General features: G+C 44.0%; 30 protein-coding genes. 6 read left to right on the plus strand and 24 right to left on the minus strand.

The genetic code is table 11. The features are described 5' to 3' along the window. Positions 1-404: 404 nt before the first annotated feature. The 7 genes from OH460_RS24525 to dusA form a co-directional block, all read right to left on the minus strand. Positions 405-1,181, minus strand: coding sequence for a phosphoadenylyl-sulfate reductase (locus OH460_RS24525; RefSeq protein ID WP_269999852.1), 777 nt, complete (start codon positions 1,179-1,181; stop codon positions 405-407). Continuing rightward, positions 1,174-2,901, minus strand: coding sequence for an assimilatory sulfite reductase (NADPH) hemoprotein subunit (gene cysI, locus OH460_RS24530; protein ID WP_239940470.1), 1,728 nt, complete (start codon positions 2,899-2,901; stop codon positions 1,174-1,176). The genes OH460_RS24525 and cysI overlap by 8 nt, the downstream gene beginning before the upstream one ends. Next, positions 2,901-4,766 carry an assimilatory sulfite reductase (NADPH) flavoprotein subunit gene (locus tag OH460_RS24535; protein ID WP_269999853.1) on the minus strand — a complete coding sequence of 622 codons (1,866 nt, stop codon included), beginning with the start codon at positions 4,764-4,766 and terminating at the stop codon, positions 2,901-2,903. The genes cysI and OH460_RS24535 overlap by 1 nt, the downstream gene beginning before the upstream one ends. Before the next feature lie 123 nt (positions 4,767-4,889). Next, positions 4,890-5,120, minus strand: a complete 231-nt coding sequence (locus OH460_RS24540; protein WP_004735813.1) for a hypothetical protein — start codon at positions 5,118-5,120, stop codon at positions 4,890-4,892. A 223-nt stretch (positions 5,121-5,343) separates the two neighbouring features. After that, positions 5,344-6,009: a TIGR04219 family outer membrane beta-barrel protein gene (locus OH460_RS24545; protein WP_105025776.1), complete on the minus strand. Its 666-nt coding sequence runs from the start codon at positions 6,007-6,009 to the stop codon at positions 5,344-5,346. 135 nt (positions 6,010-6,144) lie between these two features. Continuing rightward, complete coding sequence (gene pspG, locus OH460_RS24550) at positions 6,145-6,366, minus strand: envelope stress response protein PspG (RefSeq protein WP_008224319.1); 222 nt, start codon at positions 6,364-6,366, stop codon at positions 6,145-6,147. A gap of 182 nt (positions 6,367-6,548) precedes the next feature. Beyond that, complete coding sequence (gene dusA / locus OH460_RS24555; protein WP_269999854.1) at positions 6,549-7,553, minus strand: tRNA dihydrouridine(20/20a) synthase DusA; 1,005 nt, start codon at positions 7,551-7,553, stop codon at positions 6,549-6,551. Between the two features lie 104 nt (positions 7,554-7,657). Between dusA and OH460_RS24560 the strand changes: the two genes are divergently transcribed. Next, positions 7,658-8,728, plus strand: a complete 1,071-nt coding sequence (locus tag OH460_RS24560) for a tyrosine-type recombinase/integrase (protein ID WP_269999855.1) — start codon at positions 7,658-7,660, stop codon at positions 8,726-8,728. 242 nt (positions 8,729-8,970) lie between these two features. Further along, positions 8,971-9,837 carry a sigma-70 family RNA polymerase sigma factor gene (locus OH460_RS24565; protein ID WP_269999856.1) on the plus strand — a complete coding sequence of 289 codons (867 nt, stop codon included), beginning with the start codon at positions 8,971-8,973 and terminating at the stop codon, positions 9,835-9,837. A 374-nt stretch (positions 9,838-10,211) separates the two neighbouring features. Here OH460_RS24565 and OH460_RS24570 read toward each other — a convergent pair whose 3' ends face one another. From OH460_RS24570 to OH460_RS24650, 17 genes are all read right to left on the minus strand, one after another. After that, the gene (locus tag OH460_RS24570) at positions 10,212-10,430 is read right to left on the minus strand and encodes a hypothetical protein (protein WP_102279189.1); all 219 of its coding nucleotides are present in this window, start codon (positions 10,428-10,430) and stop codon (positions 10,212-10,214) included. Positions 10,431-10,466: 36 nt separating this feature from the next. Further along, the gene (locus OH460_RS24575) at positions 10,467-10,895 is read right to left on the minus strand and encodes a M15 family metallopeptidase (RefSeq protein ID WP_198779007.1); all 429 of its coding nucleotides are present in this window, start codon (positions 10,893-10,895) and stop codon (positions 10,467-10,469) included. A gap of 73 nt (positions 10,896-10,968) precedes the next feature. Beyond that, entirely contained in the window at positions 10,969-11,652 is a 684-nt protein-coding gene (locus tag OH460_RS24580) for a hypothetical protein (protein ID WP_269999857.1), read from the minus strand. Further along, positions 11,652-12,302: a hypothetical protein gene (locus OH460_RS24585; protein WP_269999858.1), complete on the minus strand. Its 651-nt coding sequence runs from the start codon at positions 12,300-12,302 to the stop codon at positions 11,652-11,654. The genes OH460_RS24580 and OH460_RS24585 overlap by 1 nt, the downstream gene beginning before the upstream one ends. Continuing rightward, on the minus strand, positions 12,299-13,222 hold the full coding sequence (locus tag OH460_RS24590; protein ID WP_239917550.1) for a hypothetical protein: 924 nt from the start codon (positions 13,220-13,222) through the stop codon (positions 12,299-12,301). The genes OH460_RS24585 and OH460_RS24590 overlap by 4 nt, the downstream gene beginning before the upstream one ends. Beyond that, complete coding sequence (locus tag OH460_RS24595) at positions 13,203-13,409, minus strand: hypothetical protein (protein ID WP_269999859.1); 207 nt, start codon at positions 13,407-13,409, stop codon at positions 13,203-13,205. Before OH460_RS24595 ends, OH460_RS24590 begins: the two co-directional genes overlap by 20 nt. Then, entirely contained in the window at positions 13,409-13,555 is a 147-nt protein-coding gene (locus tag OH460_RS24600) for a hypothetical protein (protein ID WP_198779012.1), read from the minus strand. Before OH460_RS24600 ends, OH460_RS24595 begins: the two co-directional genes overlap by 1 nt. Before the next feature lie 2 nt (positions 13,556-13,557). Continuing rightward, a complete protein-coding gene (locus OH460_RS24605; protein WP_198779013.1) occupies positions 13,558-13,830 on the minus strand; it encodes a hypothetical protein in 273 nt (90 codons plus the stop codon). Positions 13,831-13,839: 9 nt separating this feature from the next. Then, complete coding sequence (locus OH460_RS24610) at positions 13,840-14,655, minus strand: major capsid protein P2 (protein WP_141925965.1); 816 nt, start codon at positions 14,653-14,655, stop codon at positions 13,840-13,842. 12 nt (positions 14,656-14,667) lie between these two features. Then, positions 14,668-14,796 (minus strand): hypothetical protein, encoded by a 129-nt coding sequence (locus tag OH460_RS24615; protein WP_256099348.1) that lies wholly within the window; start codon positions 14,794-14,796, stop codon positions 14,668-14,670. A gap of 131 nt (positions 14,797-14,927) precedes the next feature. After that, complete coding sequence (locus OH460_RS24620) at positions 14,928-15,692, minus strand: hypothetical protein (protein WP_269999860.1); 765 nt, start codon at positions 15,690-15,692, stop codon at positions 14,928-14,930. Beyond that, entirely contained in the window at positions 15,652-16,119 is a 468-nt protein-coding gene (locus tag OH460_RS24625; protein WP_269999861.1) for a hypothetical protein, read from the minus strand. The genes OH460_RS24620 and OH460_RS24625 overlap by 41 nt, the downstream gene beginning before the upstream one ends. Further along, a complete protein-coding gene (locus tag OH460_RS24630; protein ID WP_239937576.1) occupies positions 16,106-16,645 on the minus strand; it encodes a hypothetical protein in 540 nt (179 codons plus the stop codon). The genes OH460_RS24625 and OH460_RS24630 overlap by 14 nt, the downstream gene beginning before the upstream one ends. After that, complete coding sequence (locus OH460_RS24635) at positions 16,638-16,955, minus strand: hypothetical protein (RefSeq protein ID WP_198779017.1); 318 nt, start codon at positions 16,953-16,955, stop codon at positions 16,638-16,640. The genes OH460_RS24630 and OH460_RS24635 overlap by 8 nt, the downstream gene beginning before the upstream one ends. Before the next feature lie 65 nt (positions 16,956-17,020). Then, positions 17,021-18,850, minus strand: a complete 1,830-nt coding sequence (locus OH460_RS24640; RefSeq protein ID WP_269999862.1) for a replication endonuclease — start codon at positions 18,848-18,850, stop codon at positions 17,021-17,023. Next, positions 18,850-19,044, minus strand: a complete 195-nt coding sequence (locus tag OH460_RS24645) for a hypothetical protein (RefSeq protein ID WP_116869734.1) — start codon at positions 19,042-19,044, stop codon at positions 18,850-18,852. The genes OH460_RS24640 and OH460_RS24645 overlap by 1 nt, the downstream gene beginning before the upstream one ends. 9 nt (positions 19,045-19,053) lie before the next feature. Continuing rightward, a complete protein-coding gene (locus OH460_RS24650; RefSeq protein WP_017071569.1) occupies positions 19,054-19,308 on the minus strand; it encodes a pyocin activator PrtN family protein in 255 nt (84 codons plus the stop codon). Positions 19,309-19,442: 134 nt separating this feature from the next. On the opposite strand from OH460_RS24650, the gene OH460_RS24655 reads away from it, so the two are divergent. From OH460_RS24655 to OH460_RS24670, 4 genes are all read left to right on the plus strand, one after another. After that, positions 19,443-20,048, plus strand: a complete 606-nt coding sequence (locus OH460_RS24655) for a S24 family peptidase (protein WP_017071570.1) — start codon at positions 19,443-19,445, stop codon at positions 20,046-20,048. A 20-nt stretch (positions 20,049-20,068) separates the two neighbouring features. Then, a complete protein-coding gene (locus tag OH460_RS24660) occupies positions 20,069-20,488 on the plus strand; it encodes a type II toxin-antitoxin system PemK/MazF family toxin (RefSeq protein ID WP_017071571.1) in 420 nt (139 codons plus the stop codon). Between the two features lie 697 nt (positions 20,489-21,185). Next, the gene (gene zur / locus OH460_RS24665; protein ID WP_004741270.1) at positions 21,186-21,644 is read left to right on the plus strand and encodes a zinc uptake transcriptional repressor Zur; all 459 of its coding nucleotides are present in this window, start codon (positions 21,186-21,188) and stop codon (positions 21,642-21,644) included. Positions 21,645-21,661: 17 nt separating this feature from the next. Next, positions 21,662-22,123, plus strand: coding sequence for a chemotaxis protein CheX (locus OH460_RS24670; RefSeq protein ID WP_004741271.1), 462 nt, complete (start codon positions 21,662-21,664; stop codon positions 22,121-22,123). Positions 22,124-22,199: the final 76 nt, after the last annotated feature.

Below are 22,199 nucleotides of genomic sequence, written 5' to 3' on the forward strand. Positions count from 1 at the left end.
ACTTCTCTTCGTTGTGATTGACATCACTTCGGAAGAGGCGGCTATTCTAGCGACTTAATTTTCAGTGTCAAACACTTTTGAAAATTAATTTCTACTTTCTAAAAGTAGAAGCGAATAATCGCTTGAAGCTAGTTGCCAAACTAACATTCTTCGCTGAAGCCTTATGGCGTCTGCCGTGCCAGTGAGGCGGCATTATAGAGATGTCGCTCACATTGGCAAGTGTTTATTTAAGAAAAATGCAAAAACGAGGCTTATGTGATGGATAAACCACCAAGGGCTTATTTATGCAAGTTTACTTACAAAGTACCTACAAAATAATCACAGAGTTATCCACAGGCGTTGTTGTTTTGCCCCCAGAAAAGCAAAAAAGCTGCCCTAAAGCAGCTTTTTAATCAACAATGAGCCTAAATACCAGAGCCATATTGTTCGCCATCGTCCTCATGAAGCCCACATTCTCGTTTTAACCCGTTAAAGCGGGTTTCTTCTTCTGTCATACCAGGCTCCCACTTCTTAGTTGTGTGTGTATCGCCAACTGAAAGGTAACCCTGCTCTCGAAGCGGATGATAACTCAGACCGTGCTCTTCTAGGTAGTAGTGAACATCTTTATTGGTCCAATCTATTATAGGTAAGAACTTAAACACACCATTCTGGATAGATAAGATTGCCAAGTTTGCACGAGATTGGGATTGCTCTCTTCTCAACCCTGAGAACCAAGTACCAGCCTCAAGTTCATCTAACGCCCTTCTCATTGGTTCAACTTTATTTAGCTTGTTGTACTTCTCAATACCTTCTAGTCCTTGCTCCCAAAGTTTCCCATATTGTGCTTCTTGCCAATTAGGGCTTTGCTGAGCACGAAATACTTGTAGGTTTAAGGTGAGCTTCTGGCTTAACTCATCTATAAAGCGATAGGTATCTGGAAATAGATACCCGGTATCGGTAAGGATAACTGGAATATCCGGCTTTGCCTGAGTGACTAAGTGCAGCATGAGTGCTGCTTGGATTCCAAAACTTGAGGACACCACATGTGTCCCTTCTAAGTTTTCTAGTGCCCATTTCACTCTTTCTAAAGCAGTTAGCTGTTCTAACTCTGCGTTAATCTGTCCAAGACGAAGTACCTGCTCCGTCTTGGTTAGTGCGAGTAGTTCTGCTAACTTCAATTTTGAAGCGACAGAATTATGCATGCAGATCCCTCTTTGAAATGATCACCTCTTGGATGATGCCAGCTCGGATTGTGAAATCACCGAACCCTTCGTTCTCTTCTCGCTCTGCAGCCCAACGGCCCACCAGCGTGTCAATCTCTTCTAAGATTTGAGCTGATGTGATGTTCTCTTTATACATCTTAGGAATACGAGTACCGGCTTTGTTGCCACCTAAGTGCATATTGTAACGACCTGGCGCTTTGCCTACTAAACCAAGCTCAGCCAACATTGCACGGCCACAGCCATTTGGACAACCGGTTACACGAAGGATAATGTTATCGTCTTCTGGTAAACCGTGTTTCTTGAGAATACCTTCAACATCGGTAACAAACTCTGGAAGAAAGCGTTCGGCTTCTGCCATTGCTAGAGGACATGTTGGAAATGCCACACACGCCATCGAATTTTTGCGTTGTTCACTTACCGCGTCATCCATCAAACCATATTGACGAGCAAGCTTCTCAATTTTTGCTTTTTGGCTCTTAGGTACACCTGCAACAATTAAGTTTTGGTTTGCAGTCATACGGAAATCGCCTTTGTGGATCTTAGCAATTTCTGCGACACCGGTTTTCAATGCTTTACCAGGAAAATCAAGCAAGCGACCATTTTCAATAAACAGCGCCAAATGGTGCTTACCATCAATGCCTTCAACCCAACCGATACGGTCACCACGCTCCGTGAATTCATAAGGGCGACTTTCCGAGAACTTAACACCCGCACGCTTTTCAACTTCCGCTTTGAACACATCAATACCTACACGGTCTAGTGTGTACTTAGTTTTTGCATTCTTACGGTTTGAACGGTTACCCCAATCACGCTGTGTGGTAACAACCGCTGCCGCAACATCTAACGTATTTTCTAGTGGTACGAAACCAAAGTCGTCAGCTTTACGAGCATAAGTAGAGGTATCGCCGTGCGTCATTGCTAAGCCGCCACCAACTAACACGTTAAAACCCACCAGCTTTCCGTCTTTAGCAATTGCGACAAAGTTAAGATCGTTAGCATGAACATCAACATCATTTTGTGGTGGGATCACAACTGTTGTTTTGAATTTACGCGGTAGATAATTATTACCTAGGATAGGCTCATCATCGGTTGTTTCTAATTTCTCACCATCAAGCCAGATCTCAGCGTAAGCACGAGTTTTAGGAAGTAGGTGTTCACTGATCTTCTTCGCCCACTCATAGGCTTCTTGGTGAAGTTCAGATTCAACAGGGTTTGTCGTACACAGAACATTTCGGTTTACATCACCCGCAGTAGCAATTGAATCAATACCAATGCTATTTAACGTTTGGTGCATCAGCTTGATATTTGGCTTTAACACGCCGTGAAACTGAAACGTTTGACGGGTCGTTAAACGGATTGAACCATAAGACGTACTTTCATCAGCAAACTTATCTATTGCTAGCCACTGCTTAGGAGTAATGATGCCACCAGGCATACGCGCACGAAGCATAACATTATGTAGAGGCTCTAGCTTTTGCTTAGCACGTTCGTTACGAATATCACGGTCATCTTGTTGGTACATGCCATGGAAACGAATCAGTTGAAAGTTATCTGCTGTAAAGCCGCCAGTGATACGATCTTGTAAGTCTTGCTCGATCGTACCGCGCAGGTTATTACTCTCACGCTTTAGACGCTCATTGTCAGCCAATGGACCAAGTACTTGGCCTAGCACTTCTTGCTCTATTACTTGCTTGCTCATTAGTACACATCCCTTTGGTAACGTTTCGCTTTACGTAAATCATTAATGTATTGTTCAGCTTGCTCGCGGCTTTGATTGCCCAGCTTTTCAGCAATCGTAACTAGCGCTTCATGTACGTCTTTCGCCATTCGAGTCGCATCGCCACACACATAGAAGTACGCGCCCTCTTGTAGCCATTGCCATACTTGTTCTGCTTGCTCGATTAAACGGTCTTGAACATACACTTTCTCTTTTTGGTCGCGGCTAAAGGCAACATCTAGCTTGGTTAGGGCTCCAGATTTGAGGTACTTCTGCCATTCAACTTGGTATAGGAAGTCTTGAGTAAAGGTACGGTCACCAAAGAACAACCAGCTCTTACCTTGAGCATCTGTGTTTTCGCGCTCTTGAACAAAGCTGCGGAATGGTGCGATACCTGTACCCGGACCGACCATAATGATTGGAGTATTGTCGTCTTGTGGTAGCTTGAAGTTATTATTGTTCTCTACGAACACCTTCACTTCACCACCTTCTTCTAAACGCTGAGCGAGGAAACTTGATGCTCCACCTAAGCGAGACTCTTCACCTTTTTGGTATTCAACCAAACCAACCGTTAGATGAACTTCTTCATCCACTTCAGCTTGGCTCGATGCGATTGAGTAAAGACGAGGTGTAAGCTTACGCAACAGACCTAGAAGTTCATCAGCCGATAGTTTGGTTTTCTTCTCAGCTAATACATCAACAATTTGCGTGTTGCTCGCGTATTCACGAAGCTTGTCTTTATCTTCCACCAGCTTTAACAGTTTCTTGCTACCAGATAGCTCAGCAAACTTAGTCACAAGTTGAGGGTTTGAAGCCGTGATCTCGAACTTACTCACTAGAGCACTATGAATTGAGAGGTTTTCACCATCCACATCGACACTCTCGATACCAGAGAGCCCAACTTTAGCAAGAATCTGATTCGCTAATTCTGAACTGTTTTCATACCACACACCCAGTGCGTCACCCGGTTGATAAGTAATACCGGACTCATCCAGATCAATCTCGATATGACGAACGTCTTTACCCGAATCACGCCCTGTGATCTTTTGACTTGTTAGCAATGTTGCAGTGTATGGGTTTTGCTTGGTGTACTGTGAATGACCGGCAGCAGCTTGACCTACTGGTAATTGAACTACCTCGGCCTCAGCGCCCGTCGACAGTGTTTCTTGTACTTGTGATAGAGCTTTAGCGCGCCACTCGGTTGCTGCCGCTTCGTAATCTACGTCGCAGTCAAGACGGTCAACAAATGATTTAGCACCAAGCTTAGCTAGGAAGTTATCGAAGTCTTTCGCAGTTTGGCAGAAAAACTCGTAGCTTGAGTCACCCAGACCAATCACACCATATTGTAAGTTTGATAGCTTTGGCGCTTTCTTTGATTGTAGGAATTCGTGCAGCTCAATCGCGTTATCTGGCGCTTCACCCTCGCCATTAGTTGAAGCCACGAAAATGACGTGCGTCTCTTTAGCCAGGTTCTTGCCTTTGTAATCACTGGCATCGAAAAGCTCGACGGCGATACCTAGGGCTTTTGCTTCTGCCTCTAGTGATTCAGCGACACCTTTGGCATTACCGGTTTGAGAAGCAAAGATAATGCTGAGCTTGCCAGCAGGTTTTGCAGCAACCGCCGCAGCTGCTTGAGTAATCGGTGCGGCTGCGCCCACAGGTTGAGCCTGGCTCACCCCCCATAGGTAACCACTGACCCATGCCAGTTGCTGAGAAGATAATTCGGAAACAGTTTGTTGAAGATGACCCAGTTGTTGGTCATTAAGCGGTGCAGCTAATCCAGGTAGCTCGTTCGCCCCAGACTGTGCATTATTATTTTGTGAAGACTCTTTCTTATTTAAAGACATGGTCACGACATCCTTAATCATTGCGTGACGATAGATTAACCACTCCTTTTAATAACAAGAAAGAATAGAAAAGTATGTTTTATAACTTTTTGGAAGTAAAAAGCGATTGAATAGGTAAATGGGCTACTGGTTTTCAATACGAACTTGTTGAAAACCGACCGCCATTGCCGACTTAGATGCTAGGTCTAAATCCGCGTAATGGCACTCCTCACCATGGACATCAGTAAGCAGAACAAAGCCGCCTCCCATATGGCGAAACTCCACAACCCAAGACCCTTCTTGTATTGAGGGTTCTATGATGGCTTCAACTAACAAATTTTCTCGATATAAATTGCGTAATTCATTGAGTGTCATATTCCATCCCTTGTTCTGACCCAACAACATAGACCTTATAAGAATAGACGTTAATCAGCTCTCTGTATAAGGATGGTCGAAAGTGATGAATGTGCTAACTAATTACAGAAAGATATATACCCAAGTAACCTCAAGATGCTTGGGTATAATCAACAGATATAAAAAACGCCACTTAATAAAGCGGCGTTCTTAAAATTAGTTTTAGATGTTCTTTAGGGTGTACTTAGAATCGCACTTCTGCGCCAGCAAACCAGCCATCTACCATGACAAAGTTTTTACCTAGCTCAGAATCAAAGAACTCATCAGAATCTAAGTCGATAACACGGTAGCCACCACGCAAGGCAATTTCAGACTCTGATACTGGGATTCGGTACTGAACACCCGCCATCAAATCTGTGCTCTTAATACCACTGCTATCACCGAACTCCATGGTACCAATGATATCGAAATTGGTGTCAGGAACGTTGATCTCTGCGTTACCGTAGAAGCTCCACGTAAATTCATCGAAGCTAGCTTGAGTTCCTTTTTGAGGTTCAATGTAATTCGAGTTTGAGTACTGAGTAAACGTCAGACCCGCATCGAAGTTCATCAACTTGTGCTCTAGCAACGTGTAGTAGAATGTGTAGTCGTACTTATCAAAAGCCAGTGCATCCGTATCAATAGACGTATAACGGAAGCTAGCATTTGGCAACATTGGGGCATTATGCTCAAATGCGAAATACACAGAAGGAGAGTTAGAGTCTTCGTCTTGTCTCACTTCGTTTAGCTTGGTACTTCCCCACCACATATCGGCACCGACTTTAGCCGTGTAAGAAAACTCTTCCTCAGCAGATACCGCTGAACTTAAAGATAGCATTCCCACTAAAGCAATTAATGGCATTTTATTCATTTGAGATAGCTCCAATTCCATATCGTTGTGCTAAGTGTATGCACATTCATAGATTATTGGGGAAAATTCTACCACACATCTGAAAGACTAAAACGATAAACCGACGGCAAGCCGATATTTGACGGTGTCATGACTTTAGTAGCGTCTCTGGTTCGAGCTATGTACAAAGTTTTTGAAAAACCACACACCGATTGCAATCACAATCAACCAAGGCAGTAATTTAAACACCACACTCATCATACCAAGCAGCAACATTACAGCTAATGCGACTCCTGTTGCCGCTAATACCGTCATAAACGTAATACCGGTCACAAGTAGCGTAGCAACGAAAATAAGAACAAAGATTAATTCAAACATAATGGTCTCCCTAATGAGTTAATGACCTATCTTTCATAATTTCTAACATTGCAGCTTCTGTACCAAGTCACAAAAACCAATAAAACTCTTATTTATCAAGCAAATAAAAAGCCACACATTCTCATGCGTGGCTTTTTAAACAAATCAGAGTGGTAAATTTTGCCTTTGGTGGCGAATTTAACCTATACGTTCAGCTCTTTAGGAATCTTAGCCAATGCCGTCTGCATGACTTCGATACCCGCGCCTTTCTTATGCGCATTTTCGCTGATGTAGCGACGCCATTGTCTTGCACCCGGCATGCTTTGGAACAGGCCAAGCATATGACGAGAAATGTGTCCTAGGCTTGCACCCTTTGAAAGCTCACGCTCAATGTACGGGTACATCTCTTCGACAACTTGTGAGCGTTTCTTGATTGGCGTATCTAAGCCGAAGATCTGTTGGTCCACTTCCGCCAGAATAAATGGGCTATGATAAGCCTCACGACCGATCATCACGCCATCAAGGTGCTGAAGATGCTCTTTTGTCTGCTCTAAAGTGGTGATACCACCGTTTACTGCGATCACTAGATCTGAGAAGTCTTTCTTGATCTGGTAGGCACGATCATAATCCAGAGGTGGAATCTCACGGTTCTCTTTCGGGCTAAGACCACTCAACCACGCTTTACGCGCGTGAATAGTGAATTGCTCACAACCACCCTTTTCAGAAACCGCTGAGATAAACTTCGTCAGAAACTCATAAGAGTCTTGATCATCGATACCAATGCGAGTTTTCACCGTGATTGGAATATCAGTCACTTCTTTCATTGCTGATACACAGTCTGCTACTAGCTCTGGTTCAGCCATTAAGCATGCTCCAAAGCGACCGTTTTGAACTCGGTCTGAAGGGCAACCTACGTTGAGGTTTACTTCATCATAACCACGCTCAGCTGCAAGCTTGGCACAAGCCGCAAGATCAACTGGATTTGAACCACCAAGTTGAAGAGCTAGTGGATGCTCTTGCTCGTTATATTCTAGGAAATCGCCCTTACCGTGTAAGATCGCGCCTGTTGTTACCATTTCCGTGTACAGAAGAGTCTGCTGAGATAGCAAACGGTGAAAGTAACGACAGTGGCGGTCAGTCCAATCGAGCATGGGTGCAACAGAAAGTCGGTTACTAGCGTATTTGCTGGTTTTATTAGTGTTTGTCATGATTCAGTCTCAATTAACACTGTACAAACATACAGTGAATTACCTAGAATTAATCGGAATTACTTCCTGTAGTACCCCTCAAGTACCCCTTTAGGAGTTGGACAATGGCAAGTTATACCATCGAGACCAGAAAGCTAAAAAGCGGTGAACCAAGGTTCAAGGTAACAATCATCGTTAAAAAGAATTCGCGCATTATACACAGGGAAAGCAAAACTCTAAAAAAGAAAGCTCTCGCTAAAGCTTTCGGTAAAAAAAGGGTAGCTGAACTAGAAGCTCAAGGGGTACTCAATCAGCCAAAAACAGTCCCCCTTTCGGTACTCCTCGATTTATTTATGACGGAGCGTGACCTTTGGGACAATACGGGGCGAACCAAACGCTACGTCATTAAGATGCTCAGGGATTGTGACATCGCCAATGTTGAGAGCAATCAACTCCGCACAAGCGACTTAATCGAGCACTGCAAAAACAGAAGAGGTGCAGGAGCCAAACCCGCAACGATTTATCATGATATTGCTTACCTACGTTCTGTAATGAAAAAGTCTAAGCCTGTCTTCAACATCGACACCAATCACCAGATATTTGATGAAGCCGTACCCGTACTCATTGATATGGGGTTAGTCGGTAAGAGCCAGAAACGAACACGCCGCCCTACTTCTGAAGAACTGAAACTCTTAAAGCTTGGGTTAGAACAACGTGAGTCTTTCCGGCCAAACGGTACAACTCGAATCCCATTCACTGACATTCTTGAGTTCAGCATTCTTACTTGTATGCGAATAGGTGAAGTCTGCAAGCTACGCTGGGAAGACCTTAATCAAGAACATAAAACGATACTCGTTAGAGATAGAAAAGACCCAAGGAAGAAAGAAGGTAATCACATGATTGTTCCTTTGCTTGGCGAGTCATTTGAGATCGCACAAAAACAACCAAACAAAGGGGAGCTTATTTTCCCATACAACTCGAGGAGCGTTAGTGCAGGTTTCCAGAGAATCAGAAACGAATTAGGTATTGAGGACTTGAGGTATCACGACTTGCGAAGAGAGGGGGCTAGTCGATTATTTGAAAAGGGTTACTCCATTGAAGAAGTTGCCCAAGTAACTGGTCACAGAAACCTGAATATTTTGTGGCAGGTATACACGCAGCTATTTCCGCATAAATTACATAAAAAGGCTCAGTAATGAGCCTTTCACTAACTCAAACTTCCTTCTTGTAATCTTTTTGTTGACGAAGTACTGAAGTACGGCCACCCACTATCGCCTCTTGATAATCATAATAACTTCAACACCTTAAACACTCAAAAAACTAACAGACTAGCTATTTTTCTATTGTTTTTTGAACAAAATCACACAACCAGATAGTCAACCAGATGCCTATGCGCTAGATTTGAAATTAAATACATCATCGATGGCGTTAGCTCTCAATGCAAAATAAATATAAAACCAAACTTAATGGAGAAGAACAGTCAATGACTCGATATATCTCTGACATAGTCGAACACGACTTATTGACTGCAGAAGAAGAAGTTTTCCTTTTTGAAAAATATAAAATGGGATGCAGCTCGGCTAGAGATAGGCTTATAACTTGCAACCTCAAACTTGTAGTAAAAACGGCTCGATCTTATTCGCAAAGAATTTGTGTCTCACTTAACCTTTTGGACTTAATTAGTGAGGGTAACATCGGCCTGATGAAAGCCATCGACAGGTTCGATCACACTTCTGGTAATCGCTTTTCAACTTACGCTATATGGTGGATAAAAGAATCTATCGAAACGGCGTTGTATAATGTGAGCCGAACTGTTCGCATACCTGTTTACAAGTTAAGACTTGCTTACAAAATCTCTCGCATCATGCGCAACAAATATGAGAAGAACTCCATTAGTCGATGCACAGTTCAGAACATTGCCGATGAGCTGGAGGTCTCCATCTCAGACATTTATGAAGCCATGTACATCGTTGGAATAGGATTCGATAATACAGCTAACGCAGAACCACAAACCCATTTCATTACAGAAATGCACTCTGAGTCTATCGTTTGCCCACTTGATTTTCTGTGCAAAGCCGAGCTAGAGAGTGACATAAGAATACTTATTGAAAACTTGCCTGAGCGAGAGCGTATAGCAGTTTCAACTCGTTTCTCGGTCTCATCGAGATCCGACTCTATGGTCCATTTCAAAGATGTAGGGGATGAACTAGGAGTATGTTTTGAACGAGCACGCCAGATCAACAAGCTAGGTATTGAGCGATTAAGATTGAGATTAAGGGAGAAAGGGTGGGACTCACTCAATTAGCTTTTTACTCGGTGTCTTGATTGTTATGTTTATTTAGCTCTTTTAAGTCGTTTGCTCTCATGCGTAGATATTTAAATGTAAAATAGCCTCCAAGAGTAAGAGATATAACTAGTAGAGCTGATAATACAATTGTCACTTCTGAGTTCATATAGTTAGCTCCGTTAATGTCCCTTTAAATACTATAGAAGGCACCATACAGTTTGTCATGTAAACTACACGTTAGGGCTTTTACTTTCTAAACGCGTCAGACGTTCATCCATCTTTTCCATCATCAGACGCAACCACTTTACATCCGTTTTGAGTGTGATACCCACCCCCACCCCGCTAGACAAGGCACTCGCAACCGCGACTATTAGTGTTTGATACTCTGCCATTTACTTGAACTCATTGCGCAGGGTTTCCCATAGGCCAAATACTATTGGAGCACTTACGCCAATAATGCCACCGAATTGAACACCGTCTGCCGATACGCTCGCGGTGATAAGTTCAGGATGACCAGCTACCAAAGCAGCTCCCGCGCCAAGTAACGCTAAACCCTTTTTAGTGGATGGTTGGTCGAGGTCGATTCCAATTTTTTCTAATAAGCTTTTCATAGTAATTTACTCTTCCTTAAATACTTGATGGTGTAACTATGAGTAATGGGCTCTATCAAGTTCGATATGAGGACCATCTTTAAAACTGACCCAATCACCGCCCCATACAATCGGAATACCTAACTCGTCCGCTGCCTGTTTGAATGCCCAACTCACTTGTTCGTAATAACTAAAGCCCCACGTCACTTTGCCGTTTTCGTCGTACACCACGAAATCAACCGCGCAGCCTGATTGGTGGCGGCTTTTTTTGCTGTACCCGTCTAACTGGCTTGCGCCTTGTTTGAACAGAGCGTTTTGCTCCTCTGCGGTGCGCTTACCTGATGTGATACCAAAATCAAAAGGGGTTAGCTCAATAGCTCGGCGAACGACACGTTTTAAATCACCGTGTACGCCCACCATACGCATCTCACTTCTAGCTGATAAAGCAAACCCGCCCACTATTTTGATTATCTTGTCTTTTTTCATTAGATACCCCCCAAGCAGGATTAGAAAAATCAGTCCTAAAAAATACTTAATATTCATTACCGTCAACGCCTTGTTAATCCGGTATTGGGGGAGAGACTTGCTCAGCAATCCACGCCTTTTTGACATGAATAAACCCAAACAAGCTTTCTAACGTTGCAGGAGCCTCTTCCAAGTAAACCATCACATCATTAGTTATATCTTCCACATCGAAAGACATTTGAAGCTCTGACTCTGCAATACTGGCTACATCGCCCGCTTGAACATTGAGAACAACATCAGACGAACCACCAAATACCAATGATGAATCACTCGAAGAGTACGCTGCTGTCACACTGCAATACGTACCTCTATAGGATGGGGCTGCTTGAGTCTTAATTCCGATTACGCAAGAAATGGGCGCACTCATAGCACTTACTTTCGCAGCCGTTGACGCATCGAGGTTTACTTTCCCTTTGAGCGTAACCCCAAGCAGAAAGGAGACAGAATCATAAGGCTCTGCTTTCGTGAGCAAGTCGACAGCCGACTTCAATTCCAATCTTCGACCGTATTCACCATTAACGCTCTCATCTCGATGATATAGAGCGGCATTGTGACCGCGCTCAGAGTCATCATGAGTGTTATTTAAGATGGTCACGAAACCAGATGCACTCCCACCATATTGAGCATCTAGAGGAATACAGGACAAAACATTAGCCCCGACTTCCCCAACGGAGCCCGGATTCGAAGAACCTTGGGGCGGATTTGAAAGTTGAAACATTAAATAAACTCCCCTACTTTTACGCTGTCACCCAACGCACCTTTCAGCGTCACAATGGCATCTGTTTGAATTAACACGTGACCGCCAGCCGCAAGGTCAATAAAGCCTTGCACCAAGACGGGACTAGCATTTCTGGTGGAAGCCTGAATAAAGAGCCCTTTACGCCCTGCTTTCCCATCAATAACTTGCTCATCGCTTGTTAAATCCAGTAATCCATTGCCGACCTTTTGCAAGGTGTACAAGTCAGCAAGCTTTTCCACCTTGAGGACATCATTTTGAATGCGTGTTTTGACCTCGGCTTGGACTTCGCCCACCTTGATGGGGGATAGAACTTTATCAACCGTAATTGGCGTTAAAATCTCGCTGATCGCCACCGAATTACTGATATCAATTTTTTGCGCTTTGGTAATGATTGGAATATCTGCAATTTGATACTCAATCGTCACGGCATCCGCTTTGTGATTAAAAAGTTCAAGCTCATCAAAACGAGTAATATCAACCGTGTCACCGCGCTCAACCTCTACAGGTCGCAGAGCATCACCGCGCAACATAACGGTATTGCTAGCCTCGCGCATGATGAGGTACTTACCCGACTGACCAGCATTAAATTTAATGGTTTCACCCATCTTTAAGGTATGCAGTTGCTTCATTGCTTACGCCCCGCGAACATATAAGCCATAGTTAATACTGAAACAAGAATCCCCACGATAAGAGACACATTTTTCAGTAACTCGTTATTGCTTTCGTTCTCACCCGTTTGCTCTCGTGCTTTTGCCGCCCCTGCTATAGCAAGTGCCGCTTTGGTCGTTTCAGTTTGTTGGCCTGCCATAGACTTAATGGAATCTATCGCGTGCTCACTAAGACTTGCATTTGCATCTAATGCACTCTCACCAAAGCTGAATGCTCCATCTAAAGCTTTCTCACCAAACTCCAAAGACGCATCAACGGTATCTGCTGAAAAATCTAATGTGTCAGTTCCGAATTTAAACGCCTCTTCTGCCGTTCGACCTGCAACTGCCATTGCACCATGGTCAGTCATGCTTAAATTAATGTCAGAGTTTTCTATCCCTGACAGAGCAAAGCCATTGTTATCACCACCGATACCTTGGCTATTACTTTTGTTTGTGGTTGTGGTGACGGTTTTAGCGTCACTTCTTGAGCTGCTTCTTCCGCCCATATCATCAAACCTTATCTGTAATACATGCTCATTCTTGTGAGTTTCAATCTCTCGAACGGGCAATCGTAATTTACGCTGAATATAGCGATAGGCTCCGCGTTTACTAAAGTGGGCGCGAATGGAGTCAAACCCATTCGCTTTGCCGTGATTAATTGCACTGAGCGTCCCTGCTGCCATATCCCCCGCTAAAGCCACCACAACCAACTCTTTTGAGCCTGATTGTGACTGCTCACCACGGAGTAACATGTAGGTATCTTCCACTCGATAAAGGGACTCTCGCCCCTCCTTAACTTCAATTTCTGCTTGTTTGAGGTAATCACCAAGGGCTTTACATAGCCTCGGCTTGGCATTACTCCAAGTCTCAGGAATTAAGTTACTTTCGAGTGAGAACATACAGCGCAATCAGAGCAACAAGCGCAACTCCCCACCACGGTATGCCGTTGTTACTGCCAAAATTCATTCCGCCAACAGTAAAGCCACTGTTATTCGTAGTGTTAGACGTGTTACCTGACTTTGCAGGACCCGAAGACCCGCCTGTCAGACCACCACCACCCGTTAAAGACGTCAAAGAACCTAGCATTAGCGAAATACTCCCGATTTGTAGGCAAGGTATAGAAGGGCAACCACTGCGGTAGCAGTCAGAGCTTTATTGATACCCTGACTCACACCAAACCCAAGCGCAGACCCAAGCCCAAGACCACCTAACCCCATGAAAATTAATGGCATAACTATTTACCTTTCAGCATGGTGACAAGTAGAACCAGCACTAACAGCGCAGCAATACCGCCACCGATATAAAGCAGGGTATTATCTTTCGCTACAAGTGAGCCTTGAGGGGTTGTAACTGCATTGCCGTTGTTATCAACAACGGGGGCATTTGGTTGTTGAGTAGTGCTCGGGTTAGATGAATTATCATCATCACCAAACAGCCAATCGGCATTTTCACCTACGCTATCGAGCGCACCGCCCCCAAACTCTAAGAGGTCATCAAAAAAGCTCATATCGGCTCCTTAGCTGCGACCCGCGAGCATTTCAGGGCGAACCACTTTCACCGATTCAACCAAAATAGGAATTGAGCCAGCTACGTCACTCGTTGTTACAGAGAACTTCAAGTTAGAGCTGTGCTGCGTTGGAAATAGCTCATCAATAGAGAAACCACGCACAATTGGGTCGAAATGAAAGTAACCCGCTTGAGGTGTACGCTCGTTACGCTTGGCGTTAGCTTCATTGATAAACTTGTTGGCTTCGTACTCTTTAACAAAGTCGCGCTCAACTTCAAGCTTAGTGATACCCGTATGCATAAAGTGCGCACGACGTAGACTAATCAACGGGCTTGATACAAGGCTTGTAAATTCGTTTACCCCTGCGGCATTCGCAGGCATGGTTTCACGCTTGACCATTGGCACAATAATTCGTGCAGGCTGCGCATTCGTTACCCACGCATGAACTTGAATTGATAGCGGGTCACCACTGGCTTTCGCTTTAAACTGAATATCCAAGTGAATATTGTCACCCGCTTCCGTTACCAGTCCCGTGTAGCGAACACCATTTTTGGTGCGAGCCGTGATATCACTGAATGGGATCACGTAATGACCCGTTGTATGAGCACGTTGTTTGTAGCGCTCAAGCATCAAAATCTCACTGCCCGTTAAGACATAGATTTCTTCTGCATTAAGCGTGATAGACAAACGCTCAATATCGGCAGCTTCTGCATTGGTTTCTAATACCAACTCTTGATAAGTAGGTCCGACAGGGATAGGTAAAGTACCTTTTTGTCCCCAAGCAGCACCGACCATTGAGTTAAGTTTGATTGGTTTTACTGACATGTTTATATCTCCTTAAAACCAGCCACGCTTGCCGTTAATGAGTTCTTTGACTGCTTCTAGCGTTGATACGTTATTGATGATGGCAATCACCAGTAAGGTCAGTGCTACAGCAATCAACATGTTTTTATGTTGTGCTTTCATAAGCTCCCCTGTCTCTCGACGTTGGATTGTGAATGTTCAAATTGAGCGTTTATCAAATAGGAGTAAGGTGAAAAAAGGAAGGGAACTTAACCTATAGGTTGAACGGGTAACCTATAGGTTAAAAACGTCGATTAACGGTAGTTTAAATTGAGCTTAGAGCCAGACTGGCAGTTAAACGCTTTGTGCTCGATATTGCCGATACCATCACCAATCAATAAATATTCGGCTATCGGTTTACCAATGCGCTCTTTATTGACCTTGGCAGACTTTAGCCCTGCAACGGTGTTTACATCTAACCCACGCTTATCAGCAATCCAGTGTGCATCACTCATTGAATTGACCGCACCCACCCACCAAACACTTGATTGTTCAGTCACGGTTTTAGGTACCTCTTGACCTCGTTGAAACACCGTATGAACAACGAGACCATACTGACGACCACCTCGTAAAAGCTCACCCGCACGACCTCGAAGCTTGCCTGCGGTTTCAACACATGAGGCTAATTCTTCGATAACGGTATAGAGCTTACTCGCTCGACCGTTACCCACCGACCACACCACCGATGCAAAGAACTCTAATTCGTCACCAGTTGCCCCGTTCCTTGGGATATAAGCCAGCTTAAACGACCCACCACGACGACGCGCCATAATGAGTGTTTTGACAAAGGTTAAGCGTGATGAAGTGCCGTGACACATTTGACCTTGGAACTTACTTCCTGCGTAGTTGGTGTAGGGGTCAAAGAAGACCACTTGAGCCGCTTTGGGAACGAGTCCCAAATGCTTAACGGCTGAGGTTTTACCTCCACCCGTTCCCGCCACATAAATCGTGTGTTCTGCATCATGCGACGGGTTCGAGTTAACGGGGTTCGGTAGAGCTAGGGGCTTCAGCTTTTTCACCGTCCACCTCCTTTGATTGTTGCAACATTACCAATTGCTTTTTAGAGGCATAAATCAAACCAAGAACCGCAAGCAATAAAGTTGCCTCTTCGATGTAATCCCCAAACACGCCCATAAGCGCATTACCATGTTTTGCAAAGACAGGTTCAGCAGCATCCATCACCGCTTGCTTACCTTTACCGTCAAACTCAAATTCAACCCCTGAAATAATGGAGGTCGCTTGCTCAGTTAAGGCAAACAAAATATTCAGTAAGCCCGCCATAGCTTGAGTTTTATCTTCGGTTTCCGTCTCAGCTGACTCAGTTAAACCAATCAAATCGCTATCGGTTTTCTCTTGTTCTTCAAGCTGATTAATAACGGAGCCAAAGTCCCCCCAATCATCCAGTTCAATTTGCTCACCTGGTAAGGTTTCATTAGCTTGCTCCATGCTCACCCCCTTGCGATTGTTCGATTGGGGCTTTCGGTAGCAATTGAGACACAGCCCAAATGATGAAGATAACCGACGCTAACCCCGCGAATACTCGTTTAAAGGGGAATTTACTTAGGGGACTTTCTGTTTTTTCAGTGACGACCGTTTCGGTTACCTCTCGGTTAGAAACCTCTTCTTTACTGACTTCATCCACTTGCACCGATTCGGTTAACTCAATTGCATCGGTAGGGTTAGGCTCAGTTATCAAATCAGACTCAATAACCGAACCTTTTTCGGTTGAGTTCGGTTTAAGTTCGCTTAACTCTGCGACAGAATTTGCTTTGATGAACTCTGTAACCTTTTTACTATTCGAACTATTACCGCACTCAGGGCAACGGTAATACATGAGCCCAATGTTACGACTGTTTTTTGGTGGCTCACCAGACGCAATCAATTGTCCCTCACCCACTTGGTGAGTAGTGGCTGCAGACTGGCAAACAGGACAGGAAATATACCCACGAACAGGGTTTTCATATTTAGCCATGTTTCACCTCAACGCTCTCCACTTCACTAAGCTTTTCTTGGTTAGCCACAACGACAGCTCGGTATTTACTGCGCGCCACCCCGTTGAGTTTTTCGAGCTGCTCTAATTGCTCAAATAAATTGACGGGAAGCCCTAACGCCTCAAGTGATAGGTTTCCACCCATCAGCATTCCCATGGCTTTTTTCATGAGCTTGCTGGTATCCATTTCTTTGAAGCGGTCGATTTCCACTTTCATGTTATTCGTTAGCTTTTCAGCCGCATCCAAAGCGGCTAAATCTCTTTGGCACTCTTCAAGCGATAGTATTTTCATTTTTAATCCTCTGTCTCACGACGTTGTTTAGTTTTTAGCCCCTGATTCACATCGTTGGCAATGGTTTAATACACAATCAGACGGTTGTTTCTAAAGCTGATACTCGTGTATTTATCAATTTGAACTTTGGCTCCCCGCATCAGCGGTGATATCAAGCATTGGACTCCCTCCACGCTCCATCCGGTCGCGCGTTGAAGATGTTCAACTAAGGGAGAGTTACAGTTATTTTCAGTACTCCAAGGTGAGACGCTCCGCGCCTCTTGAAGACGCTTCACGTCTTTTTTCTTAACGAGCGAATAGCACTCGCTAGATGTTTCGATAAGACGACCGAGCCAAGAAAAGCCGATCACCTTTTTGGTTGTTTCACCGTATTGGTTTTGTTTCGATTGGTAGGCAACTTTTGCACTATCAGCCAATTGACAGAACAGCGACCACTTCGAAGAATCTGCCGCTTGGCGTAGCTCTTCGAGCTTTGGGTCTATCATGGTCTGTTCCGGTTTTGCCCTGCGTAGATTTCGCCAAAGGGACACAGGCTTACCACCAAATTGCTGAAACTGGCGGATTCGATGAGTAGAAGCCCAAGCACGAGCACGATAGGCAGATTCTTCACCCTCGCTCTCTGGCATATGCTTTCCGTTGATGTTTTTCGATACGTATTTGGCAATGTAGGCAGTCGCCCCGCCCTTTTTCGGGTCTGCTTCTTTCACATCAAAGCGAGGCGAAATATCAGAGCCAAGCTCGAACCTATCCTCAGAGATCGCGCACGACTTTAAGGTTTCGATAATCAAGTCTTTATCGTCGGGTGAGCAAAACAGAAAGTAGTGAGCATGACTGGTCGCGTCCTTATGTGGCTCAGCCACTCGAAACCCAAAATAATGAATATCTTCCTTAGCTATCAAGGCGCGACCTAAAGCCCACTGCTGCATTAGAACTTGGTGACCATCTTTAATGCTCGCCCCTTTCCAATTTTTAGAGACTCGGTGATATTTGCTCGGCAATGTCCAAGTAATAAATAGTGCGGTATAGCCCAAGTCTTGAGCCAATTCTTCGAAACCACGAGAGCGCACCATCATTTCAATACGACGGTTTTCTGGGTTTGCAGTCGTTCGCTTGATCACATCTTCAAGGTCGAACGAATCACCCGTCTCGTTATTCATCACCGCCATGGTTTCAAGAAATGCTTTAGCGTCACGTTGTTTCTGTTTCCAGTTAGAAAATGACAATGCACTAATCACAGGGGACTGGTGCTTACCTTGCCCCACACGCTCAAGCGTGATTTGTGAGTACTCAATGTATTGCGCTCGGAGGTGTAACAAGCGTCCCTCAATCCAAGATTCAGATTGCATCTTGAGTACCGCGACCTGTAGGTCTTGCTCTAGCTCTTCCGGTTTCTTGTCGCGCTTTTTTAGGTTCACTTGTGGCGCATTAACATGAATTGTTTTTAGTTCGGCTGACTGCAATTGGTAAACGTGCTCTATCGCATCCAAAAAGCTTTTGAATACTTCAGGTTGGCTTTCTTCAGTAAGCAATAACGCGCATTTATCAGCGAACTCTTTTGCTAGTTCGCTGACAGCATCATCACGCATTAAAATATCGTGGCTTAAAGGTTGAGCTCGGCTCTTGGCGCGACTATCGACAAACGGAAATTTATCCTCAATGAAGTGCGCTCTTTTCAGTCCAAACTTCACCGCGTCTTCTGCTGCGAGTATTAGGTTTTCTTTGGTAGGGTTTTGACGCTGCTTACGCTGCACAATTTTGCGCTTCACATCATTACGCACGATTTTAGGTAAGCGGGGAAAGAAGCGTTTCGTGAACGCAGAGTAACGAGGAATGTCCCCTGCTTCACTTTTAGCTTCCATGCTAGTAAGTGCATCTATTGCCGCTTGTTCGTTCATTACAGCCCCGCACACGAATGATTTGTGCAAACGTAGTTCATCGGCTTTGCTTTGCGCTTTGAGCGCTTAGACAAGCCGTGTTTCTCACGTAATTTATCTAACAAGTAGATAGAGCGTTCGCGTAGCTCCGGTTTTGGGTCAATCATGCCGAGCATATCGGGGCAAGGTAGGTGGATAGGGTCAGATACATTCATGGCAACCACCTACCCGTTAACGGAATGCCAATCTTGCTTGGCTTCCTCGTGGCACTTATCGATATAAACAGCTAGATCTTCAATCTTGATCAGTGACGGGCTACGCTCCGAATTACGGAGCTTGAATGTAGGAACAGGGAAGTCACAAGCTTTCGCTCGTTGCTCCGCTGTCCTAGGAGTGATGCCAAAAAACTCTTGGCTGACTTGTTTTAATTCTACGGTTGGGCTCTCAAACCTAGCTAGTAGTGCAAATTTTGTGTTCATGCATCCTCCGTGTAGTACACTTGAAGTCATTCGAGGAAACTTAAGTATCCCTCAAACATCCCTAATCATTTCACAGGGAATTATTGAGGATCTAATTTCAATTAGCAACCCCAAATGTACACGGAGATATTTAAATGGGAAGTTTTGAGGAACAACTTAAAGAATTAAAAGAACTGACGAACACATCTAAGAATGTTGATTTAGCAAGAGTTTTAGGTAAATCACCTAAGACAATTTCAAACTGGAAACACCGTGATCACATCCCTGAAGATATTTTCTTAAAAGCGAAAGAGATCGCAAAAACGGGGTCTCTTGCACCAAAAGGTTATTTGGAATTGAAGTTCTTCGATATTGAAGTAAGTGCAGGACATGGAGCGCTTGTTGAAAAAGAAGAAGAATCTAGCGCGATGGTTTTTAGTGAGCGATTTATTAGACAAGAGCTTGGCTTTAATCCAAACAACATTTTCTTAATGCCTGTTCGCGGTGACAGCATGATCCCTACCCTCAAAAATCAGAGTGTCGTAATGGTGAACCGCGTTGATGGTTTTTCTACTGATGGGATTTACGTATTCAGGTATGACAATCGATTGATGGTGAAGAGACTTCAATTTCTACCAAACGGAATCAAGGTAGTCAGTGACAACAGTGCTTATGAAGCATGGGAACTTGGAAAGAAAGAGATAGAAGGTGCCGACTTCGAAATCATCGGTGAAGTGGTTTGGTCAGGACAGAGAATGTAACTTAGAAAAAGGAGAATAACTTGGGATTAAAATACTCACCAAAAGTTGGCCAGATACTCATGTGTGATTTCAAAGGAATGAAAGAACCTGAAATGGTAAAAAGACGTCCGGTTATCGTTATAAAATCTTCTCGTTATGGACCAAAATTAGTACAAGTAGCTTGCCTAAGTACTGCCACCCCAGAACCGCAAATGGCCTATCACATGTTAATCGATGATAAATACCTACCCAGAGATAAATTCTTTGAAGGAAAGGAAACATGGTTGAAAGGCGACATGATTTACACAATGGGTTTTGAGCGGTTAGACCTGATCAGGCTAGGGTTTGATAATGGTAAGAGGGTTTACTTCGAGCAATCACTTAGCCGTGAAAATATGAAAAGTATTTTTACTTGCGTATTACATGGGATGAACCTAGGACACTTGGGTAATCACCTGTAATGCTTAATATTATTTGCCTAAACTAAAGGTCATTGAGGGTTATTGAGAGTCATTGGAGGATATTGAACGCGGTTAATAACTTGTCAGTTCTAGGCTATACATGTAATATTTACTTGTTCCCGCTCCTTTGAGGAAACTCAAAGAGATGCACTAAGACTGTTTTCGTAGGATTACAGCCAGCCCAAAGACAGGTGATAACAAACCTATTGGTGCTGCCGATTTACAGAACCCTCGCTTCGGCGGGGGTTTTCTGTATTTAAGGAATAGCATAGAACACTACGTGGTACTCCTATGGTACCCCTCAAACTCGCTCAGCCCTTGCTAAGGCTGCTTAATCAATCCAATCGAGCATTGGAGCGACAGACAACCTACATGAATGTGTCATGGCAAAGTACCCTAGTAGCGAGTCAAACAAAGATGCTGGAATACCCAGCATAAGCAAAGTCGGCTATTGTAAAGGCTATGCTCTGTTTGTGCTATATGAACTTTGCCTCACACTTTTTTATAAATCATTCACCAGATCTCTAATTCAGCCTCACTAATCAGTTATGCCTTGAGTCACAATGTCATTTTGAGTTACCTTGTCTTATTCAAAGTCGTGGGTCACAATACGCTCTGTACCTGACTTTAATAGAAATCAATGGCTCCTTAGCCGAAATAACCTGAAAATAGGGTTTGTTTAAGGATGTCCGATTGAATGGTGAAGAATTTGGACCACACATTAATAGAGCAAGTTGAAGGGATATGCGCATCGCGTGGCGTTAGATTAACGCCTCAAAGAAAGCGAGTGTTTGAGCTCATCCTCTCTAATAAGAAAGCCTCTAGTGCTTATGAATTATTAGAGCAATTGAAAGTCAGTGAGCCGCAAGCCAAGCCACCTACAGTATATCGCGCTTTGGATTTCTTGTTGGAGCAAGGTTTCATTCACAGAGTTGAGTCAACCAATAGCTTTATATGCTGCTGTTCTTGTAATGCCAACAAACATTTCTCCCAACTACTGATCTGCGATAAATGTGGCACAGTGGTAGAACTACAAGACGATTCCCTTGTAACTCTGCTCGCGAGTAACGCTGAGAAGCATGGATTTCAATTGACCAACCACGTCATTGAGTCGCATGGCATTTGCCAGTCTTGCTCCTCCGATATGAAAGAATAAGATTATAGAAGAACATTATGCGCGCTGAATTTGTAAACCCGTTTTTAGCTTCTTTGATGAACGTTCTAAAAACGATGGCTTCTCTAGAATTGAAGCCACAAAAACCAAGAGTTAAGAAAGATGAAATCGCTCGTGGTGATGTCTCTGGTTTAATCGGTATGGTTGGTCCACAATCACGTGGCTCAATGTCGATTACCTTTGATGAAGGTCTGGCTCTGGAAATCATGGAAAACATGCTTGGTGAGCGACCAAACGGTTTGAACGAAGAAGTCACCGACATGGTTGGTGAGATCACCAACATGGTAACGGGCGGTGCAAAACGTATTCTTGCGGAAAGCGGCTTCGACTTCGACATGGCAACGCCGATTGTGGTTTCTGGTAAAGGCCACACTATTCGTCACAAATGCGAAGGCGCAATCATCATCATGCCTTTCTCATCTCAGTGGGGTAATGCCTTCATCGAGATCTGTTTCGAATAAAAGTAACTACTGCAAAATATTTAGAAGGCTGGCGTCGATACGTCAGCCTTTTTTATTACCTGCGATTGAACCGTTA

The sequence above is a fragment of the Vibrio sp. Makdt genome, from assembly GCF_027587015.1.
In the GTDB taxonomy this organism is placed as follows: Bacteria; Pseudomonadota; Gammaproteobacteria; order Enterobacterales; family Vibrionaceae; genus Vibrio; species Vibrio chagasii_B.